This window comes from Pseudomonas atacamensis (assembly GCF_017167965.1).
Lineage (GTDB): Bacteria > Pseudomonadota > Gammaproteobacteria > Pseudomonadales > Pseudomonadaceae > Aquipseudomonas > Aquipseudomonas atacamensis.
The window spans coordinates 4,225,558-4,242,473 of sequence record NZ_CP070503.1 but is presented as its reverse complement, the minus strand read 5'-3'; the positions used below and the strand labels follow the sequence as shown (position 1 = coordinate 4,242,473).

At 59.2% G+C, this 16,916-nt stretch carries 14 protein-coding genes; 8 read left to right on the top strand and 6 right to left on the bottom strand.

Features of this window, described 5'->3' with window-relative positions; translation table 11 throughout:
* The first annotated feature begins 237 nt into the window (after nt 1-237).
* The 7 genes from JWU58_RS19305 to JWU58_RS19275 all read left to right on the top strand — a co-directional run bounded on the left by JWU58_RS19305 (nt 238) and on the right by JWU58_RS19275 (nt 8,294).
* A complete protein-coding gene (locus JWU58_RS19305; RefSeq protein ID WP_016773732.1) occupies nt 238-954 on the top strand; it encodes a BamJ family beta-barrel-assembly machinery protein in 717 nt (238 codons plus the stop codon).
* Between the two features lie 292 nt (nt 955-1,246).
* Nucleotides 1,247-1,702 (top strand): YkvA family protein, encoded by a 456-nt coding sequence (locus JWU58_RS19300; RefSeq protein ID WP_016773733.1) that lies wholly within the window; start codon nt 1,247-1,249, stop codon nt 1,700-1,702.
* Between the two features lie 112 nt (nt 1,703-1,814).
* A complete protein-coding gene (locus tag JWU58_RS19295) occupies nt 1,815-2,156 on the top strand; it encodes a helix-turn-helix domain-containing protein (RefSeq protein WP_016773735.1) in 342 nt (113 codons plus the stop codon).
* Nucleotides 2,153-2,524 carry a hypothetical protein gene (locus tag JWU58_RS19290; protein WP_003223109.1) on the top strand — a complete coding sequence of 124 codons (372 nt, stop codon included), beginning with the start codon at nt 2,153-2,155 and terminating at the stop codon, nt 2,522-2,524. Before JWU58_RS19295 ends, JWU58_RS19290 begins: the two co-directional genes overlap by 4 nt.
* The gene (locus JWU58_RS19285) at nt 2,525-2,932 is read left to right on the top strand and encodes an SEL1-like repeat protein (protein ID WP_122505980.1); all 408 of its coding nucleotides are present in this window, start codon (nt 2,525-2,527) and stop codon (nt 2,930-2,932) included.
* A 239-nt stretch (nt 2,933-3,171) separates the two neighbouring features.
* On the top strand, nt 3,172-7,938 hold the full coding sequence (locus tag JWU58_RS19280; RefSeq protein WP_206420810.1) for an RHS repeat-associated core domain-containing protein: 4,767 nt from the start codon (nt 3,172-3,174) through the stop codon (nt 7,936-7,938).
* Entirely contained in the window at nt 7,935-8,294 is a 360-nt protein-coding gene (locus JWU58_RS19275) for a hypothetical protein (protein WP_241196134.1), read from the top strand. Before JWU58_RS19280 ends, JWU58_RS19275 begins: the two co-directional genes overlap by 4 nt.
* A 57-nt stretch (nt 8,295-8,351) precedes the next feature.
* Here JWU58_RS19275 and JWU58_RS19270 read toward each other — a convergent pair whose 3' ends face one another.
* Nucleotides 8,352-10,130, bottom strand: coding sequence for a bifunctional diguanylate cyclase/phosphodiesterase (locus tag JWU58_RS19270; protein ID WP_206420809.1), 1,779 nt, complete (start codon nt 10,128-10,130; stop codon nt 8,352-8,354).
* A gap of 118 nt (nt 10,131-10,248) precedes the next feature.
* Complete coding sequence (locus JWU58_RS19265) at nt 10,249-12,333, bottom strand: carboxy terminal-processing peptidase (protein ID WP_163018905.1); 2,085 nt, start codon at nt 12,331-12,333, stop codon at nt 10,249-10,251.
* A 138-nt stretch (nt 12,334-12,471) separates the two neighbouring features.
* Between JWU58_RS19265 and JWU58_RS19260 the strand changes: the two genes are divergently transcribed.
* Entirely contained in the window at nt 12,472-13,434 is a 963-nt protein-coding gene (locus JWU58_RS19260) for a zinc-binding dehydrogenase (protein WP_206420808.1), read from the top strand.
* A 96-nt stretch (nt 13,435-13,530) separates the two neighbouring features.
* Here the strand turns inward: JWU58_RS19260 and JWU58_RS19255 are convergent, their stop codons facing one another.
* From JWU58_RS19255 to JWU58_RS19240, 4 genes are all read right to left on the bottom strand, one after another.
* On the bottom strand, nt 13,531-14,184 hold the full coding sequence (locus tag JWU58_RS19255) for an HAD family hydrolase (RefSeq protein WP_206420807.1): 654 nt from the start codon (nt 14,182-14,184) through the stop codon (nt 13,531-13,533).
* A 119-nt stretch (nt 14,185-14,303) separates the two neighbouring features.
* Nucleotides 14,304-15,293 carry an ABC transporter ATP-binding protein gene (locus JWU58_RS19250; RefSeq protein ID WP_125918596.1) on the bottom strand — a complete coding sequence of 330 codons (990 nt, stop codon included), beginning with the start codon at nt 15,291-15,293 and terminating at the stop codon, nt 14,304-14,306.
* Entirely contained in the window at nt 15,290-16,090 is an 801-nt protein-coding gene (locus JWU58_RS19245) for an ABC transporter permease (protein WP_016773742.1), read from the bottom strand. Before JWU58_RS19245 ends, JWU58_RS19250 begins: the two co-directional genes overlap by 4 nt.
* A complete protein-coding gene (locus tag JWU58_RS19240; protein ID WP_206422211.1) occupies nt 16,077-16,913 on the bottom strand; it encodes an ABC transporter permease in 837 nt (278 codons plus the stop codon). The genes JWU58_RS19245 and JWU58_RS19240 overlap by 14 nt, the downstream gene beginning before the upstream one ends.
* Nucleotides 16,914-16,916: the final 3 nt, after the last annotated feature.

Genomic DNA, 16,916 nt, shown 5'->3' with positions numbered 1-16,916 from the left:
ATGCCTGAGCGGCGCTGGCTGGGCAAGTGGCCATTACGCCAGATGTTGAGCCGTGAGCCGACGAGCCTTGTCGTTCACGGATGACAGAAGCTTCATCCAGCCATCGTCCAAATGCGTTTTAATCCCTGAACTTATCGGAAGATTCCTGCTCTCATGCCGGTAGCCATTGGTCGTGGCGGCCTGATAAGCTCGCGGCTTTACTCGATTGCCCATTCGGCGCATGAACAAGGAAATAGCATGAAACAGCATCGGTTGGCGGCGGCGGTAGCCCTGGTTAGCCTGGTACTCGCGGGTTGTGACTCGCAGACCAGCGTAGAGCTGAAAACCCCGGCGCAAAAAGCTTCCTACGGCATCGGCCTGAACATGGGCAAAAGCCTTGCCCAGGAAGGCATGGATGATCTGGACTCCAAAGCGGTAGCCCAGGGCATCGAAGATGCCGTTGGCAAGAAAGAACAGAAGCTGAAAGATGAAGAACTGGTCGAAGCCTTCGCCTCGCTGCAAAAGCGTGCTGAAGAGCGTATGGCCAAGATGAGTGAAGAGTCGGCAGCCGCCGGCAAGAAATTCCTCGAAGAAAACGGCAAGAAGGCCGGTGTCACCACCACCGCTTCGGGCCTGCAGTACGAAGTAGTGAAGAAAGCCGATGGCCCACAGCCTAAGCCGACCGACGTCGTCACTGTTCACTACACCGGCAAGCTGACCAACGGCACCGTGTTCGACAGCTCCGTCGAGCGCGGCAGCCCGATCGATCTGCCAGTCAGTGGCGTGATCCCGGGTTGGGTTGAAGGTCTGCAACTGATGCACGTTGGCGAGAAGTACAAACTGTACATCCCTAGCGATCTGGCTTACGGCGCTCAGTCGCCAAGCCCGGCAATCCCGGCCAACTCGGTTCTGGTTTTCGACCTGGAACTGCTGGCCATCAAGGATCCAGCCAAAGAAGACGCCGCTGCCAAGTAACACGCAACGGCTCGAAAACAACGCCTCGCACATGCGGGGCGTTGTTGCATCTGCAGGTCGGGAAAGGTAAACAGAGCGAACTGACGCCGTTCAACACAGTCATAGCTTTGAGGCCGCCCGCGCTAGACGCCCTGAGCTGCCAAGTCAATGAAATATTGGGCTTTTTTATGTGAGTAAAAAACGCCCGATCTGAGCGCAGCCCTTATGAAACGGGGCTCTCAGCGCTGAAATGCAGCTCTGTTCACAAGGTTATCCACAATTTGTGTGGATAACATTTCAACGGGAAGAATAGATGAAAGCTCCGTGGAATTTCGCTCGATTCCTGCCGTTGGCCGGTCGCCTGCTGGCCCGTGGACGCCTGCCGACCCTATTGTTTGCCGTGGCCAGCAAAGGCGCCGCGCAAGGCAATCGCTTGGGCAAACTCAAGGATGATCTGCGCTTGCTGCAGTCGTTATGCCTGGCCTACTGGCGTGGCGAGTATCGCGCGATCAGTGCCAAGTCGCTGATTTCGGTGGTGGCGGGCCTGATGTATTTCCTCAGCCCGGTCGATGCCATTCCGGATTTCATTCCCATGTTCGGCATGCTCGATGACATCGCTGTCCTCGCCTGGCTGATGAAAACCCTCGATGACGAGCTCAACGCCTTTCGCCTGTGGCGCAAACGCCAGCAGCCCGAAAAGCTGGCGGTGGTTGAACGCCTCCCTGATACCCCTGAACAATTGCAGCTGCAAGGCCCGAAAAAGCCCTGACTGACCAAGACTGCCTACAGATAGATACCACTCGCGACCTTAGCCGCTGTTAGGATTACACTTCTAGGGAAAAGTGCCGACTCGCTAAGTGGTGTTGTCCTACGGGGTAGTCATGGATATTCAGATAATTGCACGCGATGGCGAACCCGAATACGCGGTTCTGCCGTGGGCTCAATATCAGGCTTTACTGAAAGCAGCAGGGATCAACGCAACACCGGCGCCGCAGCCAGCAGCGCCGCTCGCCACCTCGCCGGAGCCGATTCTTCCGGGTCTGGATCAATTACGCAGTTTGCGCGAAGGGAAGGGCATCGCCATCGAGGCGCTGGCCCGCACGGTAGGCATCAGCCCGTCTTACCTGGCCATGATCGAAAGTGGTGAGCGTCAGCCCGACGCCGCGATTCGCCGCAGCCTGGCCTGGGAACTGACGGTGCCAGGTTGGAGGGATGAATCGTGAGCGTACGCATCAGCCGTCAACATTGGGACGGATTGCTGGGGGAACTGGACCAGGCGCGTCGTCAGCGCCATCTTCTGACCTATCGAGCCTTGCTTGAGCGTTTGCAGCTACCGACTCCGGCGATGCAGACGTTGACGGCTGCACTGGAGCATCTGGCCGCACTGGACGCCAAAGCCGAGCAGCCGTTGCGCAGTTCGCTGGTCATCAGTCAGGGCGCCAGTCGTTTGCCACGTACCGGGTTCTTTGAATGTGTCGAGCGTCTGGGGCGTTTTTCCGGGCCGTCGGATGGCGTCGCGGCGGCGTCCTGGCATGCGTCGGAAGTGGTGCGGGTCTTCGAATACGAATACCCGGAATCGGCGGAGGCCTGAGTGTTTCTGCGGCTCAAGGCGCGGGCCGGTTACTGGCTGGCCCGCCGGCTGTTTCATTGGTCGTGGTTCGTTCGCCAGCCGCGTGGCTGGCGCTGGCTTGAAGGCCAGTTCGCGCGCATGGCCAACCTCGGCGATGTCGATGCTCAAAGCTTTTATGGGCACATTCTGACTTTTCGCGGCGTCGGGTTGGGCGCGCGTGAAGAAGGCGTGCGTCTGCTGCGTCTGGCGGCGTTGGCCGGCGACGGTAAAGCCGCTTATCAAGTTGGCGTGATCAGCCTCGCCGGTACCCCGAGCAAGGCGCCGGATCCCGTTGAGGCCGCTCGTTGGTGGAGCATGGCCGCCAAGGCCGGGCATCCGTTGGCCGAGCTGAAGCTGCAACAGCTGAAGGCTGGTGATTCAACGCAGTAATTCCATGTATATCTTCTAAGTAAACGCGGCGTGAGGTTTTCCTCACGCCGCGTTTACGTTTCTGCCTGCACGTTTTTCGCTTGATGCTGGATTGCAGATTAGTCCTACATCCTTTGCCTACTCGCCTGACTTCTTTCCTCTTTGATCCCCCGCACAGTTCCCGCGACTAATTTCTTGCGCGAGGGACCGCTCATGCTTCAGCCCGTTTTTCAGTCCACCTTGTTTGCTCGCGTGTGTTGATGGAAGCCATCGCGCGCATCGAGCAGGAACTCGACAGCTTTCCGCAAACGCTCAGCCTCTACCGCAAACAGCTTGATCACTGGCTCAGTCGCAGGGCGGACCAGATCAGCGAGGCAGCAGACCTGCCATCGCTGGTGGGTATGGAGCGGATCATCCGCTTCGGCGATAGCAGTACGTCGGTCAGCAGCAGCGACGACGAATTTTCCTCCAGCGTCGTCCAGTGCCCGCACGGCGGGCTGATGCAAATCGAGAGCAAGTTCGAATCGGTCTACGACATCCCGCTGGGCAACATTTCCGTCGATGTGGTCGACGTGGATAGCGGCAAAACCGCGCCGGTCACCCTTGATCAGCAGGGCAAGGGCGAGTTCAGAGGCGACGAGGGCAAGTTCTACCGCGTTCTGGTCCACAGCGCTGTCACCTCCAGTCAAGTCGACGAGCTGTTCAAATCCTACGACGGTTTGACCGGCGAACTTGAGCGCTGGCTGCGTAGCGAGTGGCAAGGTTTCAAGCCGCAGTGGTCACAGTCGGTGGCGATCGCAGCCAGCAACGGCATGCTCGCCGGCAGTTGGGCGGCCATCGAGGGGGTATGGGACAGCCTCGGTCTGCTCTCGGAAATTCTCCAGGATCCCGGCAAGTTTGCCGAGCGTCTAGGCAGCGGCGCGGCTGAGCTGATCGAGCTGGCACAGACCGCTCCGGATCTCATGGAAAAGCTGCAGTTGCTGGTCAGTGACGAGGCGGCGATGTGCTTGCTGCTACGGTCGGCGAGTCTGTGGCTGGACATGCTGCCGCCCAGCGAGGTTGCCGGCAAGTCTGCTGAAGTGGCGTCGATGATGATCGTGCAACTGATCATCGATGTCTTGATCAGCGTGGTGCTGACGTTTGTCGGAGCGGGGGCGGGGATCGCTTATCTGACGCTGCGTCTGGCTGACCGCGCAACGCAGCTGTTCAACGTCGCCAAGCGTCTGGTCAAGGCGCTGTTCAGCATCGTCAACGCCTTTATTGAATACGTTGACCGCTACAAAGCCGTTGCCGCGCGGGGCATCGCCGCCGGGGTGAAAAAGGGCCGGATGCAATTGCGCTGGGATGCCAAGCGCAACGCCATGTTGAAGAAATACGAGCCACACGACGACGCGCCCGACCAATCGAAAAACCCCAACGGCGACGCCGCCGATTGCGTGCCCAAAACTTGTACCAATGGCTGCCCGGTGTCGATGGTCACCGGCGAAGAACTGCTGACCCTGACCGACGCGGTGCTCGACGGCGTGTTGCCCTTCGAGTTCACCCGTTTGTACCGCAGCAGCGCGGTCGAGATCGACATCGGCCTGGGTTTCGGCTGGAGCCATACGCTGGCCCATCGGCTGGCCTTCGACGGCGATGGCGTGATCTGGATCGACCACGAAAACCGCCGCACTCGTTTTCCCCTGCCCAACGTCGCGCGCCCGGCGATCCACAACAGCCTGTCGCGGGCGGCGATCTTTCTCGGCGAGGAACCCGAAGAACTGATTCTGGCTCTGGCCGGCGACAGCGCGCGGTTCTATCACTTTCGCGCCGGACGACTGACCGCAATCAGCGATGTCTACGGCAATCGTCTGACCCTGCAACGCGATCGCTCCGATCGCATACAGCGTCTGGACAACGGCGCCGGCCGCTCATTGCTGTTGCGTTATGACCGCGCGCAACTGGTGGCGGTCGAGTATCAGGTGTTCGTTCAGGGCGAGTGGATCACCGAGCAAAACCTCGCCACCTACAGCTTCGATGCCCGGCAACGCCTGCTGGTCGCGACCAACGCGGTGGGCGACAGCGAACGCTACGACTACGACGACCACCACGTCATCCTCCAGCGCCAGTTGACCGGCGGCGCGAGCTTCTTCTGGGAGTGGCAGCGCGAGGGCAAAGCCGCCCGCTGCATGCGCCACTGGGCGTCGTTCTCGCAGATGAACACCCGTTACGTCTGGAACGATGACGACGCCAGCGTGACCGTGCATTACGTCGACGGCACCGAAGAAGTCTACGTCCACGACGAGCGCGCGCGGCTGGTGCGCCAGGTTGCGGCCGATGGTGGCGAGCAGCTCAAGGCCTATGACCAGCAGGGGCGCTTGATCGCCGAGCAGGATGCATTGGGCGCGGTTACCGAATATCGCTACGACGAACTCGGACGGCTGATCGCGCTGATTCCGCCAGACGATGCACCAACGTCCTACGAGTACCGCAACGGTTTTCTCTACAAGCGTTGCCGTGGTGAGGCGGTGTGGATCTACCGGCGCAACGCTGAAGGCGCCGTCACCGAAGCGGTCGATCCCGACGGCCAGGTCACCCATTACTACTACAACCTGCGCGGCCAATTGCTGTCGCTGCGCTATCCGGACAGCAGCCGCCATCGCTGGGTGTGGAACGAGCTCGGCCAGCTCATCGAAGAAACTCTGCCCGATGGCGGCGTGCGGCGTTTTTCCTACGATGCGCTGGGCCGGCGGATTACCACCCAGGACGAATTTGGTGTTGTCAGCCGTCAGGAGTGGGACGCGGCCGGCCGACTGATCCTGACGACTTCTCCTACGGGCAGCACGCGCGCCTACAGCTACGGCGCCTACGGGCAGATCACCGCTGAGCGCGACGAGCTCGGGCGTATCACCCGCTATGAATATGACGATGACCTGCACCTGGTCTCGCGGCGGATCAATCCTGACGGCACCCGCGTGCAGTACCGCTATGACCATGCGCGGCTGTTGCTGACCGAGATTGAAAACGAATCGGGCGAAAAGTACCGACTGGATTACACGCCGACCGGATTGATCCGACAGGAAACCGGGTTTGATGGGCGGCGCACGGCTTATGCCTACGACCTCAATGGTCATTTGCTGGAAAAGACTGAATTCGGCGAGCAGGGTTTATCGCTGGTCACCCAATACCAGCGCGACGCGGCTGGAAGGTTGCGGGTCAAGAACCTGCCCGATGGCGCCAAGATCCGCTACGACTACGACCGCCTCGGCCGATTGATCGGTGTCGATGACGGCCAGAACCATCCGCTGGCCTTCGAGTATGACCGTCAGGATCGCTTGATCACCGAGCATCAGGGCTGGGGCACCTTGCGCTACGCCTATGACGCCTGCAGCCAGCTCAAGCGGATGCGCCTGCCGGACAACAGCAAGCTCGACTATCACTATGCCAAGGGCGGTGCGCTGAGCGCCATCGACCTCAACGGCACGCCGCTCACGCGCCACGTCTACCAGTCCGGTCGCGAACAGCAACGCCAGCAAGGCTTGCTGCTCAGCGAATACTCCTACGACGATCAGGGCCGCTTGCTCGCCCACGCTGTAGGTCATCGCCACGCTTCGCTGTACCGCCGCGATTATGCCTACAGCGCCAACGGCAATCTCGAGCACATCGCCGACAGCCGCCACGGCCAGCGCACCTACGGCTACGACGCCCTCGACCGGTTGATCCGCGTACGCCACTCGCGCGACGAACTGCCCGAATCCTTCGCCCACGACCCGGCCGGCAACCTGCTGATGCAGGACCGCCCCGGCCCCGCGCAGATCAAGGGCAACCGCCTGTTGATGCAGGGCGACCGCCATTACGACTACGACGCCTTCGGCAACCTGATCCGCGAACGCCGTGGCCACGGCCAGACCCTGGTCACCGAATACCGCTACGACTGCCAGCACCGCCTGATCGGCCTGACCCGCCCGGACGGCCAGACCGCCACTTATCAATACGACGCCTTCGGCCGGCGCATCCGCAAAACCGTCGACAGCGCCGTCACCGAATTCTTCTGGCAAGGCGAGCACCTCGTCGCCGAAAGCAGCGCCACGCAATACCGCAGCTTCCTCTACGAACCCGGCACCTTCCGCCCACTGGCGATGCTCGACGGCAAAGGCCCGAAAAAAGCCTGCCCGTTCTACTACCAACTCGACCACCTCGGCACCCCGCAGGAACTGACCGACTACAGCGGCGAAATCGTCTGGTCCGCGCAATACGACGCCTACGGCAAAGTCGCCGCCGTCACCCTCGCTGGCGAGGATTACCTCGACCAACCGCTGCGGTTTCAGGGGCAGTATTTCGATGTTGAAAGTGGGCTGCACTACAACCGCCATCGGTATTACGACCCGAGGCTTGGGCGGTATCTGACGCCGGACCCGGTGAAGCTCGCGGGTGGGTTGAATCAGTACCAGTACGTGCCGAATCCGACGGGGTGGGTGGATCCGTTGGGTTTGACGTCCAATTGCCCGCCGCCGAATAAGCCTGGGTGTGAGGTTCCGGGTGGGATTGGTGGGGCTAAAGTGGATGATGGTGAACCTGCGCTGCCGAAGATGACGGCTCAGGAGCGTCGGGCGAGGATTGATGAATTAGCTGAAGAAAACGCATACCGACGTTTGCATGAAATGGAGAATCCACAAAATGGAGAGCATTTTCTGGAAAAGCACGGCGCCCAAACAACACTACGGTCGCAATTTGAAAGGATCATGACAGGAAAAAATCCAACGACTGGCGTTATAGAGACCTACACCGGTGGATCGCACCATGGAGAACCTAAAATTCCAAGCGCGGCTACTCATTTTTTCAGCCATAGAGATCAGCTGAACGCTATCTATAGAGCAAAACTTATATTCAGTCAGACTAATCTTCAAACATCTAGAAGGCCTATGGACATGGGAAAGATAATTGGGGAAGGTTATACCAGAGACGGCATTTATGGGCAGCAGAGGAAAGCCGTGGTTATTCTGAGAGCTAATGGCGATACCGTGACTTCATATGCGGATTTTGAATGATGAAAAAAACGTATGAAATTGTAGATATAAAAAACTTATTGTTTGTTTTTGATATAGAGAATACTACTGATGTCGAGAGGGAACGATTAATAGTTGAAAAAAATGTAAACGATTCGCGTCAGTTAAAAGAGCTTTTCGATACTGTGTTAAGGCCTGAATTTTGTGAATACACAGATGCAGAACAAGAATCGCTAATAAATACTGTCGAACATTTTTTGGAGAGAGACGACAATTTCGACCGTGTATTTAATCGAATGACAACTTATTTTGACGAAGAAATTACCGATAGGTCTAGTTTTATGAGACTTCTATTGGAGTGCTTAACAAAGTATCGGGATGAAACGGGCTGTGGCTAAAAATCTGCATTCTGGAGTGGCGCCTGGCAAGTAAGCACGCACTCTACTACGTCGAGCTTAACCGACTAACTGTGATGCCTTTGGAGACGCCGTAGGATCGAGCAAATACACACTAAACCCCACAACCCCCTTCGCATGATGCTTAGCCTGCGAAGCCATCTCCGCAAGCTGGCTGGCATCAAGCGCTGCACAAGCCTCAGGTCGCAGATGTACCACCCCGATCGATAACGACAACAACGCAAACTCCTGCCGCACGCCTTGGCGATTGGGTGCAACGAAGCAGCCGGCCTCCAGATGCTCGGGGCGATAGAAGCGGCGGCATTGGCTTTGGAAATCGTCGAGCAGTTGGTTGAGGCGTTTGCGCCAGTCTTCGGGGCCGAGGACGAGGAGGAAGTCGTCGCCGCCGATGTGGCCGACGAAGTCGCGGGTGGGGTCGATGCGTTCGTTGAGGCATTGGGCCAAGCAGAGCAGGACTTCGTCGCCACGGCCGTAGCCGTAGATGTCGTTGAAGGGTTTGAAGCTGTCGATGTCGACGTAGCAGATGATCGACTCGCGGGCCTGTTGCAGCAGGCGCGTGAGGCATTGCTGGATCGGTACGTTGCCCGGGAGCAGGGTGAGGGGATTGGCGTAGCGTGCCTGCTGGATTTTCAGTTCGGTGATCAGTTTCAGCACGTCGATCACCCGGCCGAGGCCGAGGTAACTGCCGTTGAGGGTGATAATGAAGTCTTCTTCGATGCGCTGGCGGGCGCGGCTGGTTATCAGGCGGCTGACTTGCTGCAGCGACTGGCTGATTTCCACGGCGAGGAAATCATCGTTCATCAGGCGGCTGATCGGTTTGCGCGCGAACAGATCGGTGGCAAACGGTTTGAGCAGTGCGTCCGACAGCGAGTGGCGATGGACGATGCCGCAGGGCTGGCCTTGTTCGTCGAGCACGGCGAGCGAATTGAGGTTGGCCTGGCGGCGGAAGGCTTCCAGTACCGTCGCGGTGGGCGTATCGCGTGGCACGGCGGGCTGGTCGTTGAGCAGGGCGCTGAGGTCGCTGCCTTCGTCATTCAGCGCGACGGCGCTGCTATCGTGTTTGGGCATTAAGGCGCGAGCGTCGCGGGATGGATGTTCCTGAGGGCGGCCGAGCAGGTAGCCCTGCACCAGGTCGACTCCCATTTCAGTCAGCACCGCGAGTTCTTCCGGCAACTCGATGCCCTCGGCAATCACCTGCGCGCGGGACGCTTTGGCGATTTGCAGAATCGAACCGACAAACTCTCTTTTCAATGCATCCTGATGAATACCGTCGATGAAGTGCCGGTCGATCTTCACGTAATCTGGACGCAATTCCGACCACAGGCGCAGGCTCGAATAGCCTGCGCCCAAGTCGTCCAGCGCAATGGAAAAACCCATCGCCCGATAATGATGCAGAGCGGTTTGCAGCAACTGAAAGTCATCGATTGGCGTCTGCTCGGTGAGCTCGATGACCACTTGGCTCGGCGCAATGCCCAAGTCCTGCAGCAGTTGCAACGTACGCCCGGGTTGGTGCGCGGCTTCGAGCAAGGATTCTGGAGACACGTTAAGGAACAGCTTGCCCGGCAGTTGCTGCTCATTGAACCGGCGGCAGGCGCTTTGTCGGCAGGCGATTTCCAGTTCACTCAATCGTCCAGCCTGCCGCGCGACGGCGAACAGGGCAATCGGCGAGTGAAGAGGGCTGTTGGACGGGCCACGGGTGAGGGCTTCGTAACCGAGAATGCGGCGTTCGGAAAGACAGATGATCGGCTGGAACAGGCTGTGTAAACCGCTTTGAGTCAGGATCGAGCTCAACGCGCTCAGCTGTTCGGTCGTGGTCATGGCAGTCTCTGGCGATAAAAAAAGGACCGGGAGCGCTTGCTCCTGGTCCTTTATTGCACGACAGAATGATGACTGTTTGATGACGATCCGGGGATCGTCAGCACTAAATTGCCATCACTTACTTCTTGGCCACCTGATTGCTCAGTTTCAGGTAATCCAGCAGCACGCGCCCGGTTTCGCTCAGGTAGGCATCGTCTTCCGGTTTGACCTTGTCCGGCTCGGCAGCGGCCAGTGCGTCTTCGTCTTCTTTCTTCAGCTCTTTGAGCGGTTCTTCGCCTTTGGCCTTGCGACGGATGTTCTCCATCGCCAGCTGCTTGGCGTCGATGTCGGCGTGCTGGGCACGACGATCGGCTTCGTTGAGGCTGACGGTTTTTTCTTCCATCAGTTTCTGCGCCAGGGCCAGCTTGTCGCGGATGAACACGAACTCGGCATCCTTGTTGGTGCGCGCGTCATGTTCGGACTTCAGCTGGGCGAGGAACGGCTTGAACGGATCGGCCGCTGGTTTGATCGCCGCGCGGATGGTGTCCCACGGCATGGCTTCCGGCAGGGCGCTTTCGCCGATTTCCTTGGTGTCGATCAGCGACGGGTAGTCGATGTCCGGCAGCACGCCCTGATGCTGGGTGCTCTGCCCGGAGACACGGTAGAACTTGGCCAGGGTCAGTTTCAGTTCGCCATGGTTCAGCGGCTGAATGGTCTGCACGGTGCCTTTGCCGAAGGTCTGACCACCGATGATCAGCGCGCGGTGGTAGTCCTGCATGGCGCCGGCGAAGATTTCCGAGGCCGAGGCGGACAGGCGGTTGACCAGCAGCGCCATCGGGCCTTTGTAGAACGCGCCCGGGTTTTCGTCCTCGAGGACGTCGACACGGCCATCGGCATTACGCACCAGCACGGTCGGACCTTTGTCGATAAACAGGCTGGTCAGTTCGGTGGCTTCCTGCAGGGAGCCGCCGCCGTTGTTGCGCAGGTCGATGACCACGCCGTCGACTTTTTCCTTTTGCAGCTCGGTCAGCAGCTTCTTGACGTCGCGAGTGGTGCTCTTGTAGTCCGGATCGCCGGCACGGAACGCCTTGAAGTCGAGGTAGAAGGCCGGGATCTCGATCACACCAAGTTTGTAGTCCTTGCCGTCCTGTTTCAGGCTGAGAATCGACTTCTTCACGGCCTGGTCTTCGAGCTTCACCGCTTCACGGGTGATCGGCACGATCTTGGTGGTCTGGTCGTTCGGCGCATTGCTCGCCGGGATCACTTCCAGGCGCACCACGGTGCCTTTCGGACCGCGAATCAGTTTGACCACTTCGTCCAGACGCCAGCCGACCACGTCGACCATTTCCTTGTTGCCCTGGGCAACGCCGATGATCTTGTCGGCGGGAGCGACCTGCTTGGTCTTGTCCGCCGGGCCTGCCGGCACCAGACGCACGACCTTCACTTGATCGTTGTCGCTCTGCAACACGGCACCGATGCCCTCGAGGGACAGGCTCATGTTGATGTCGAAGTTTTCCGCGTTATCCGGCGACAGATAGTTGGTATGGGGGTCGTAGGACATGGCGAAGGTGTTGATGTACGCCTGGAAGATGTCCTCGGCACGGGTCTGATCGAGACGCGCCAGTTGATTCTTGTAGCGCTTGGTCAGGGTTTCCTGGATCTGCTTCGGGTCTTTGCCGGCGATCTTCTGGCGCAGCACTTCGTCCTTGACGCGTTTGCGCCACAGGTCGTCGAGTTCTGCGGTGGACTTGAGCCAAGGCGCGTCCTTGCGATCGATCAGCAAGGTCTCCTTGGTGTTGAAGTCCATCTTGTCGACGCCTTTGTTCAGCTCGGCAAGGGCGAAGTCCAGACGCGCCTTGACGCGGTCCAGATAGCGCTTGTAGATGGTGAACCCGGCGTTGAGGTCGCCGCTTTTGAGGAAGTCGTCGAACTGCGTCTTCCACTTGTCGAATTCGGCGATATCGCTGGCCATGAAATAGCTGCGCGACGGGTCGAGCAGCTTGATGTAACTGTCGTAGATGATCACCGAGCGCGCATCGTCGAGCGGCGGCTTGCTGTAGTGGTGACGCTTGAGCAACTCGACGACGTTCAGACTGGCGATGACTTCATCGCGATCAGGCTGCAACTTGTCCCAGCTGTTGGCTGCGAATGTGGTGCCCGACACCGGCAACAGGCCGATACCGATGAAAAGAGCGAGGGCGGTGCTGGGGAGCAGATGCTTCATGCTGATTCGACGCGGGGACAATTGATAACGCATATTAGGCCGTCTTTGAAGTCGCCGGTTCTTTGAGAGCCGGTCGCATAATGCAAAAAGCCCGGCGCTACAGCTTCGGGCTCAGTCCAGACTCACTATGGAGGCAGTGTGAAGGCATTGCAAGGCGTTGAAGGTCAAGTGGCATGGGTTGAAGAGCCGAGTCCTACCTGCGATGTAGGACAAGTCCGCATCCGGGTGGCGGCAGCCGGCCTCAATCGCGCCGATTTATTACAGAAAGCAGGACTTTATCCGCCCCCGCCCGGAGCCAGCCACGTGCTCGGTCTTGAGTGCTCCGGGGTGATCAGCGAAGTCGGTGCGGGCTCGTCCTGGCAAGTCGGCGACCGGGTTTGCGCCTTGCTGGCCGGGGGCGGCATGGCCGAAGAGGTGGTCGTCGACGGACGGCACGTGCTGCCGGTGCCCGAAGGTGTTTCGCTGATCGAGGCGGCGGCATTGCCCGAGGTGTACGCCACCGTCTGGCTGAATGTGTTCCAACTTGCAGCGTTGAAGCCCGGTGAGAAAATTCTCCTGCACGCCGGCGCAAGTGGAATCGGTTCAGCCGCCATTCAGCTGTGCAAAGCCTTCGGTAACCCTTGCTGGGTCAGCGTCGGTTCCGCCGAGCGCCTGGCTTACTGTGAAGCGCTGGGTGCGCAGGGCGGCGTGGTGCGCACCGATGATCTGGAGAGCCTGCGCGACTTCGGGCCGTTCGACGTGATTCTCGATCCGGTGGGCGGCAGTTATTCAGCATTGAACCTCAAGCTGATGGCGCTGGACGGGCGTTGGGTGCTGATCGGTTTGATGGGCGGGCGCGAGGCGAAACTGGATCTGGCGCAGGTGTTGGCCAAGCGTGTGCAACTGCTCGGTTCAACGTTGCGCAGTCGTGGCGATCAGTTCAAGGCCGATCTGCTCAGTGATCTGGGCCAGCATGTCTGGCCGCTGTTTGCCGAGGGCCGCTTGCGTCCGCAATTGGCCAAAGCGTTTGCGGTGAAGGATGCCGAAGCAGCGTTTGCCGAACTGGCGAGCAATACGGTGATGGGCAAGTTGGTGTTGGTGATCAATGAGGGTTTGAGCTGACAGCAAAACAAGGTCAAAAGATCGCAGCCTTCGGCAGCTCCTACAGAGGCACGCATTCCAAAAGTAGGAGCTGCCGAAGGCTGCGATCTTTTGCTTTTATTTCCAGAGGTGGATCGGCCAGCCGGCCTTTTCGGCGTGCTCAAGCAGCACCGGATCCGGATTGACCACGTGCGGGAAGTCCACTTTAAGCAACAACGGCAGATCGTTGCGCGAATCGGAATAAAAACTCGCGCCTGCGAGGTTTTCTTCTTCGGCATCCAGCCATTCCAGCAAGCGGGTGATCTTGCCTTCGCGGTAAGTCAGGGTGCCGACGGTGTTGCCGCTGTACACGCCATGGGCGACTTCCAGTTCGATGGCCAATATCTCGTCGATGCCCAGACGATCGGCGATCGGGCGGACCAGGTGCGCACCGGATGCCGAGATCACCAGAATCCGGTCGCCGGCCTTGCGGTGGGCGGCGATGGTTTTGGTCGCGTCGCTGAAGATGATCGGCTCGATGAAATCTTCCACCCACGGGCCAACCAAGTGCTCGATTTCCTCAGGGGTGCGGCCTATCAATGGTTCGAGACTGAAGGCCATATAGTCTTCCATCGCCAGATGTCCGCGGCCGTAGGCATCCATCAGTTCCTTGTCGCGCTGCATGAACGACTCGCCATCGACCCAGCCGAGGCGGGCCATCTGCTCACTCCATAGCGAGGAACAGTCGCCGTGGATCAACGTTTCGTCCAGATCAAAAATTGCCAAAGCCATCGGGTTCTCTCCGAGAACAGCTGCAAGCTACGAGCTAATAGCTGCAAGAATTAAAATCAGGTGCACCGCAGTCTACAACTTGTAGCTTGTAGCTTGTAGCTCGAAGCTTGCAGCTGCTTTTAAGCTACTTCGCACAAGGCCGTTGGATCGATGGAAAGTGCCAGGCGCTGTCCGTCGGGATGCAGATCGGCGGCGGAGCGGTTGAGCACATCGACCACCAGTTCCACGCCGCGTGCTTCGACGCGATAGCGAATGACGTTGCCGAGCAGGCTGTGGCTGCGGATCTGCGCGTCGAGTTCGCCGTCAAGGCTCAGTTCGATGGCTTCCGGGCGGATGGCGATGCGGTGGTTGATGGTTCGTTGCAACAGCTTCGACGCAGCCTCGGCGTCGAGCAGGTTGTAGTTGCCGATGAAGCCGGCGGCGAATACATCGATCGGCGCGGTGTAGAGGGTTTCGGCGTCGCCGCTCTGGACGATCTTTCCCTGATTCATCAGGAAAATCCGGTCCGACATGGTCAGCGCTTCTTCCTGATCGTGGGTGACGAAGATCGTGGTCAGGCCGAGTTCGCGCTGGATCTGACGAATCTGTTCGCGCAGGTGTTTGCGAATCCGTGCGTCGAGCGCCGACAGCGGCTCATCCAGCAGCAACAAGCGCGGGCGGGTTACCAGTGAGCGGGCGAGGGCGACGCGCTGGCACTGACCACCGGACAGTTGATGCGGATAGCGGCTGGCGAAGTCGTGCAGTTCAACCAGTTTCAACACTTCTGCCACGCGCTTGTGGCTGTCATCGGCGTTGACCTTTTGCATGCGCAGGCCGAAGGCGACGTTCTGTTCGACGGTCATGTTGGGGAACAGTGCATAGCTCTGAAAGACCATGCCGATCCCGCGTTTCTGTGGGCTCAACGGCACGATGTCGACGCCGTCGAGGAGGATCTTGCCGCCATCCACCGGGGTCAACCCGGCGATGCAACGCAGCAAAGTCGACTTGCCGCACCCGGACGGGCCGAGCAGGGTGACGAACTCGCCTTTGTTGATTTCGCAATCGATGTCGCTGAACACCGTGGTGCCGGCATAACTTTTCTGCAGGTGTTGGACGCTGACGTAGCTCATTCGCTTTTGTCCTTGTTCAAGATGTTGGCGATCCAGGTCAGGACCAGCACGAAAAAGAAATACGAAATGACCAGCGCACTGGTGAAGTGGCCGCTGCTGTTACGCATGTTGTTCAGGTACACCTGCAGGGTTTCGTAGCGGGTGCCGACGAGGATGTTGGCGAACACGAATTCACCGAAGAGGAACGAGAACGACAATAGCAGCGCCACCATCAGGCCTTTGCGCAGATTCGGCAGCACCACCAGAAACGCCGCTTGAAAAGTGCTGGCGCCAAGCAGTTGCGCGGCGTCCATCAGGTCGCGCAGGTTGATCGCTTGCAGGTTGTTGGTGATCGCGCGGTACATGAACGGCAGCGCCACGGTGAAGTAGCAGCCGATCAGAATCCACGGTGTGCCGACCATCGCCATCGGCCCGGAGCCGTAGAGCTGCAACAGCCCCACCGAGGACACCACCGGCGGTACCGCGAAGGGCAGCAGGATGAGGATGTTCATCAGCGCATCGAGTTTCGGAAAGTAGTAATGCACGACGAACAGCAACGGCAGGATCAGCACCACCGACAGCACCAGCGCGCCGACACAGACGATCAGCGACTGACCGAATGCATGCAGAAAGCGCGGATCGCTCCACAACTGGATGTACCACTTGAAGGTGAAGCCACTCGGCAGAATCGTCGCCGACCAGCTGCTGGCGATCGAATAGACCAGCGTGCCCAGCAGCGGCAACAGCAGAATGGCGAACAGCAGATAAACCACGACGCGGTGGTAGAGGCCGGCCGGACCGGATTCAGCGCGAGACATGGTAGCTCCTCTTCAACAGCAGTTGATGCACGACAGTGACGATGGTCATCAGCGCCACGAGCACCACAGCCAGGGCGCTGGCCAGGTTCGGATCAAGGGAAATGTCGCCGGAGACCATCGCCGCAATACGGATCGGCAGAACGTTGAAGTTGCCGGTGGTCAGCGCATAAACCGTAGCGTAGGCGCCGAGGGCGTTGGCCAGCAGGATCACGAACGTGCCGAGCAACGCCGGGGTCAACACCGGCAGGCCGATGTGCCGCCAGAACTGCCAGCCGTTGGCGCCGAGCAGTGCGGCGGACTCGCGCCAGTCTTCACGCAGGGCGTCGAAAGCCGGGTAGAGCAGGAGCACGCCAAGGGGAATCTGGAAGTAGGTGTAGAGGATGATCAGGCCGGTTTTCGAATACAGGTTGAAGTCCTGAATGATCCCCGACTGCTTGAGCATGATGGTGATGCTGCCGTTGAAACCGAGCAGGATGATGAAGGCGAACGCCAGCGGCACGCCGGCAAAATTGCTGGTCATGTTGGCGAAGGCATTCACGAAGTTGCGCAGCTTCGAATCGACGCGGCGTAGTGAATATGCACCCAGCACGGCGATGATGATGCCGAATACGCTCGACCAGAAACTGATCTCCAGGCTGTACTGGATCGCCTGCCGATAGAACTTCGAACCGAAGATCTTGCTGAAGTTGGCCAGGCCCCAGCGGGACTCTTCCGATTGCAGGCTGTTGATCATCACCCAGACCAGCGGGGCGATTTCGAAGACGATAAAGAACAGCGCGAAGGGCACCAGACACAGCGCCGCGAGCCATTTGCCGCGATTCATGGC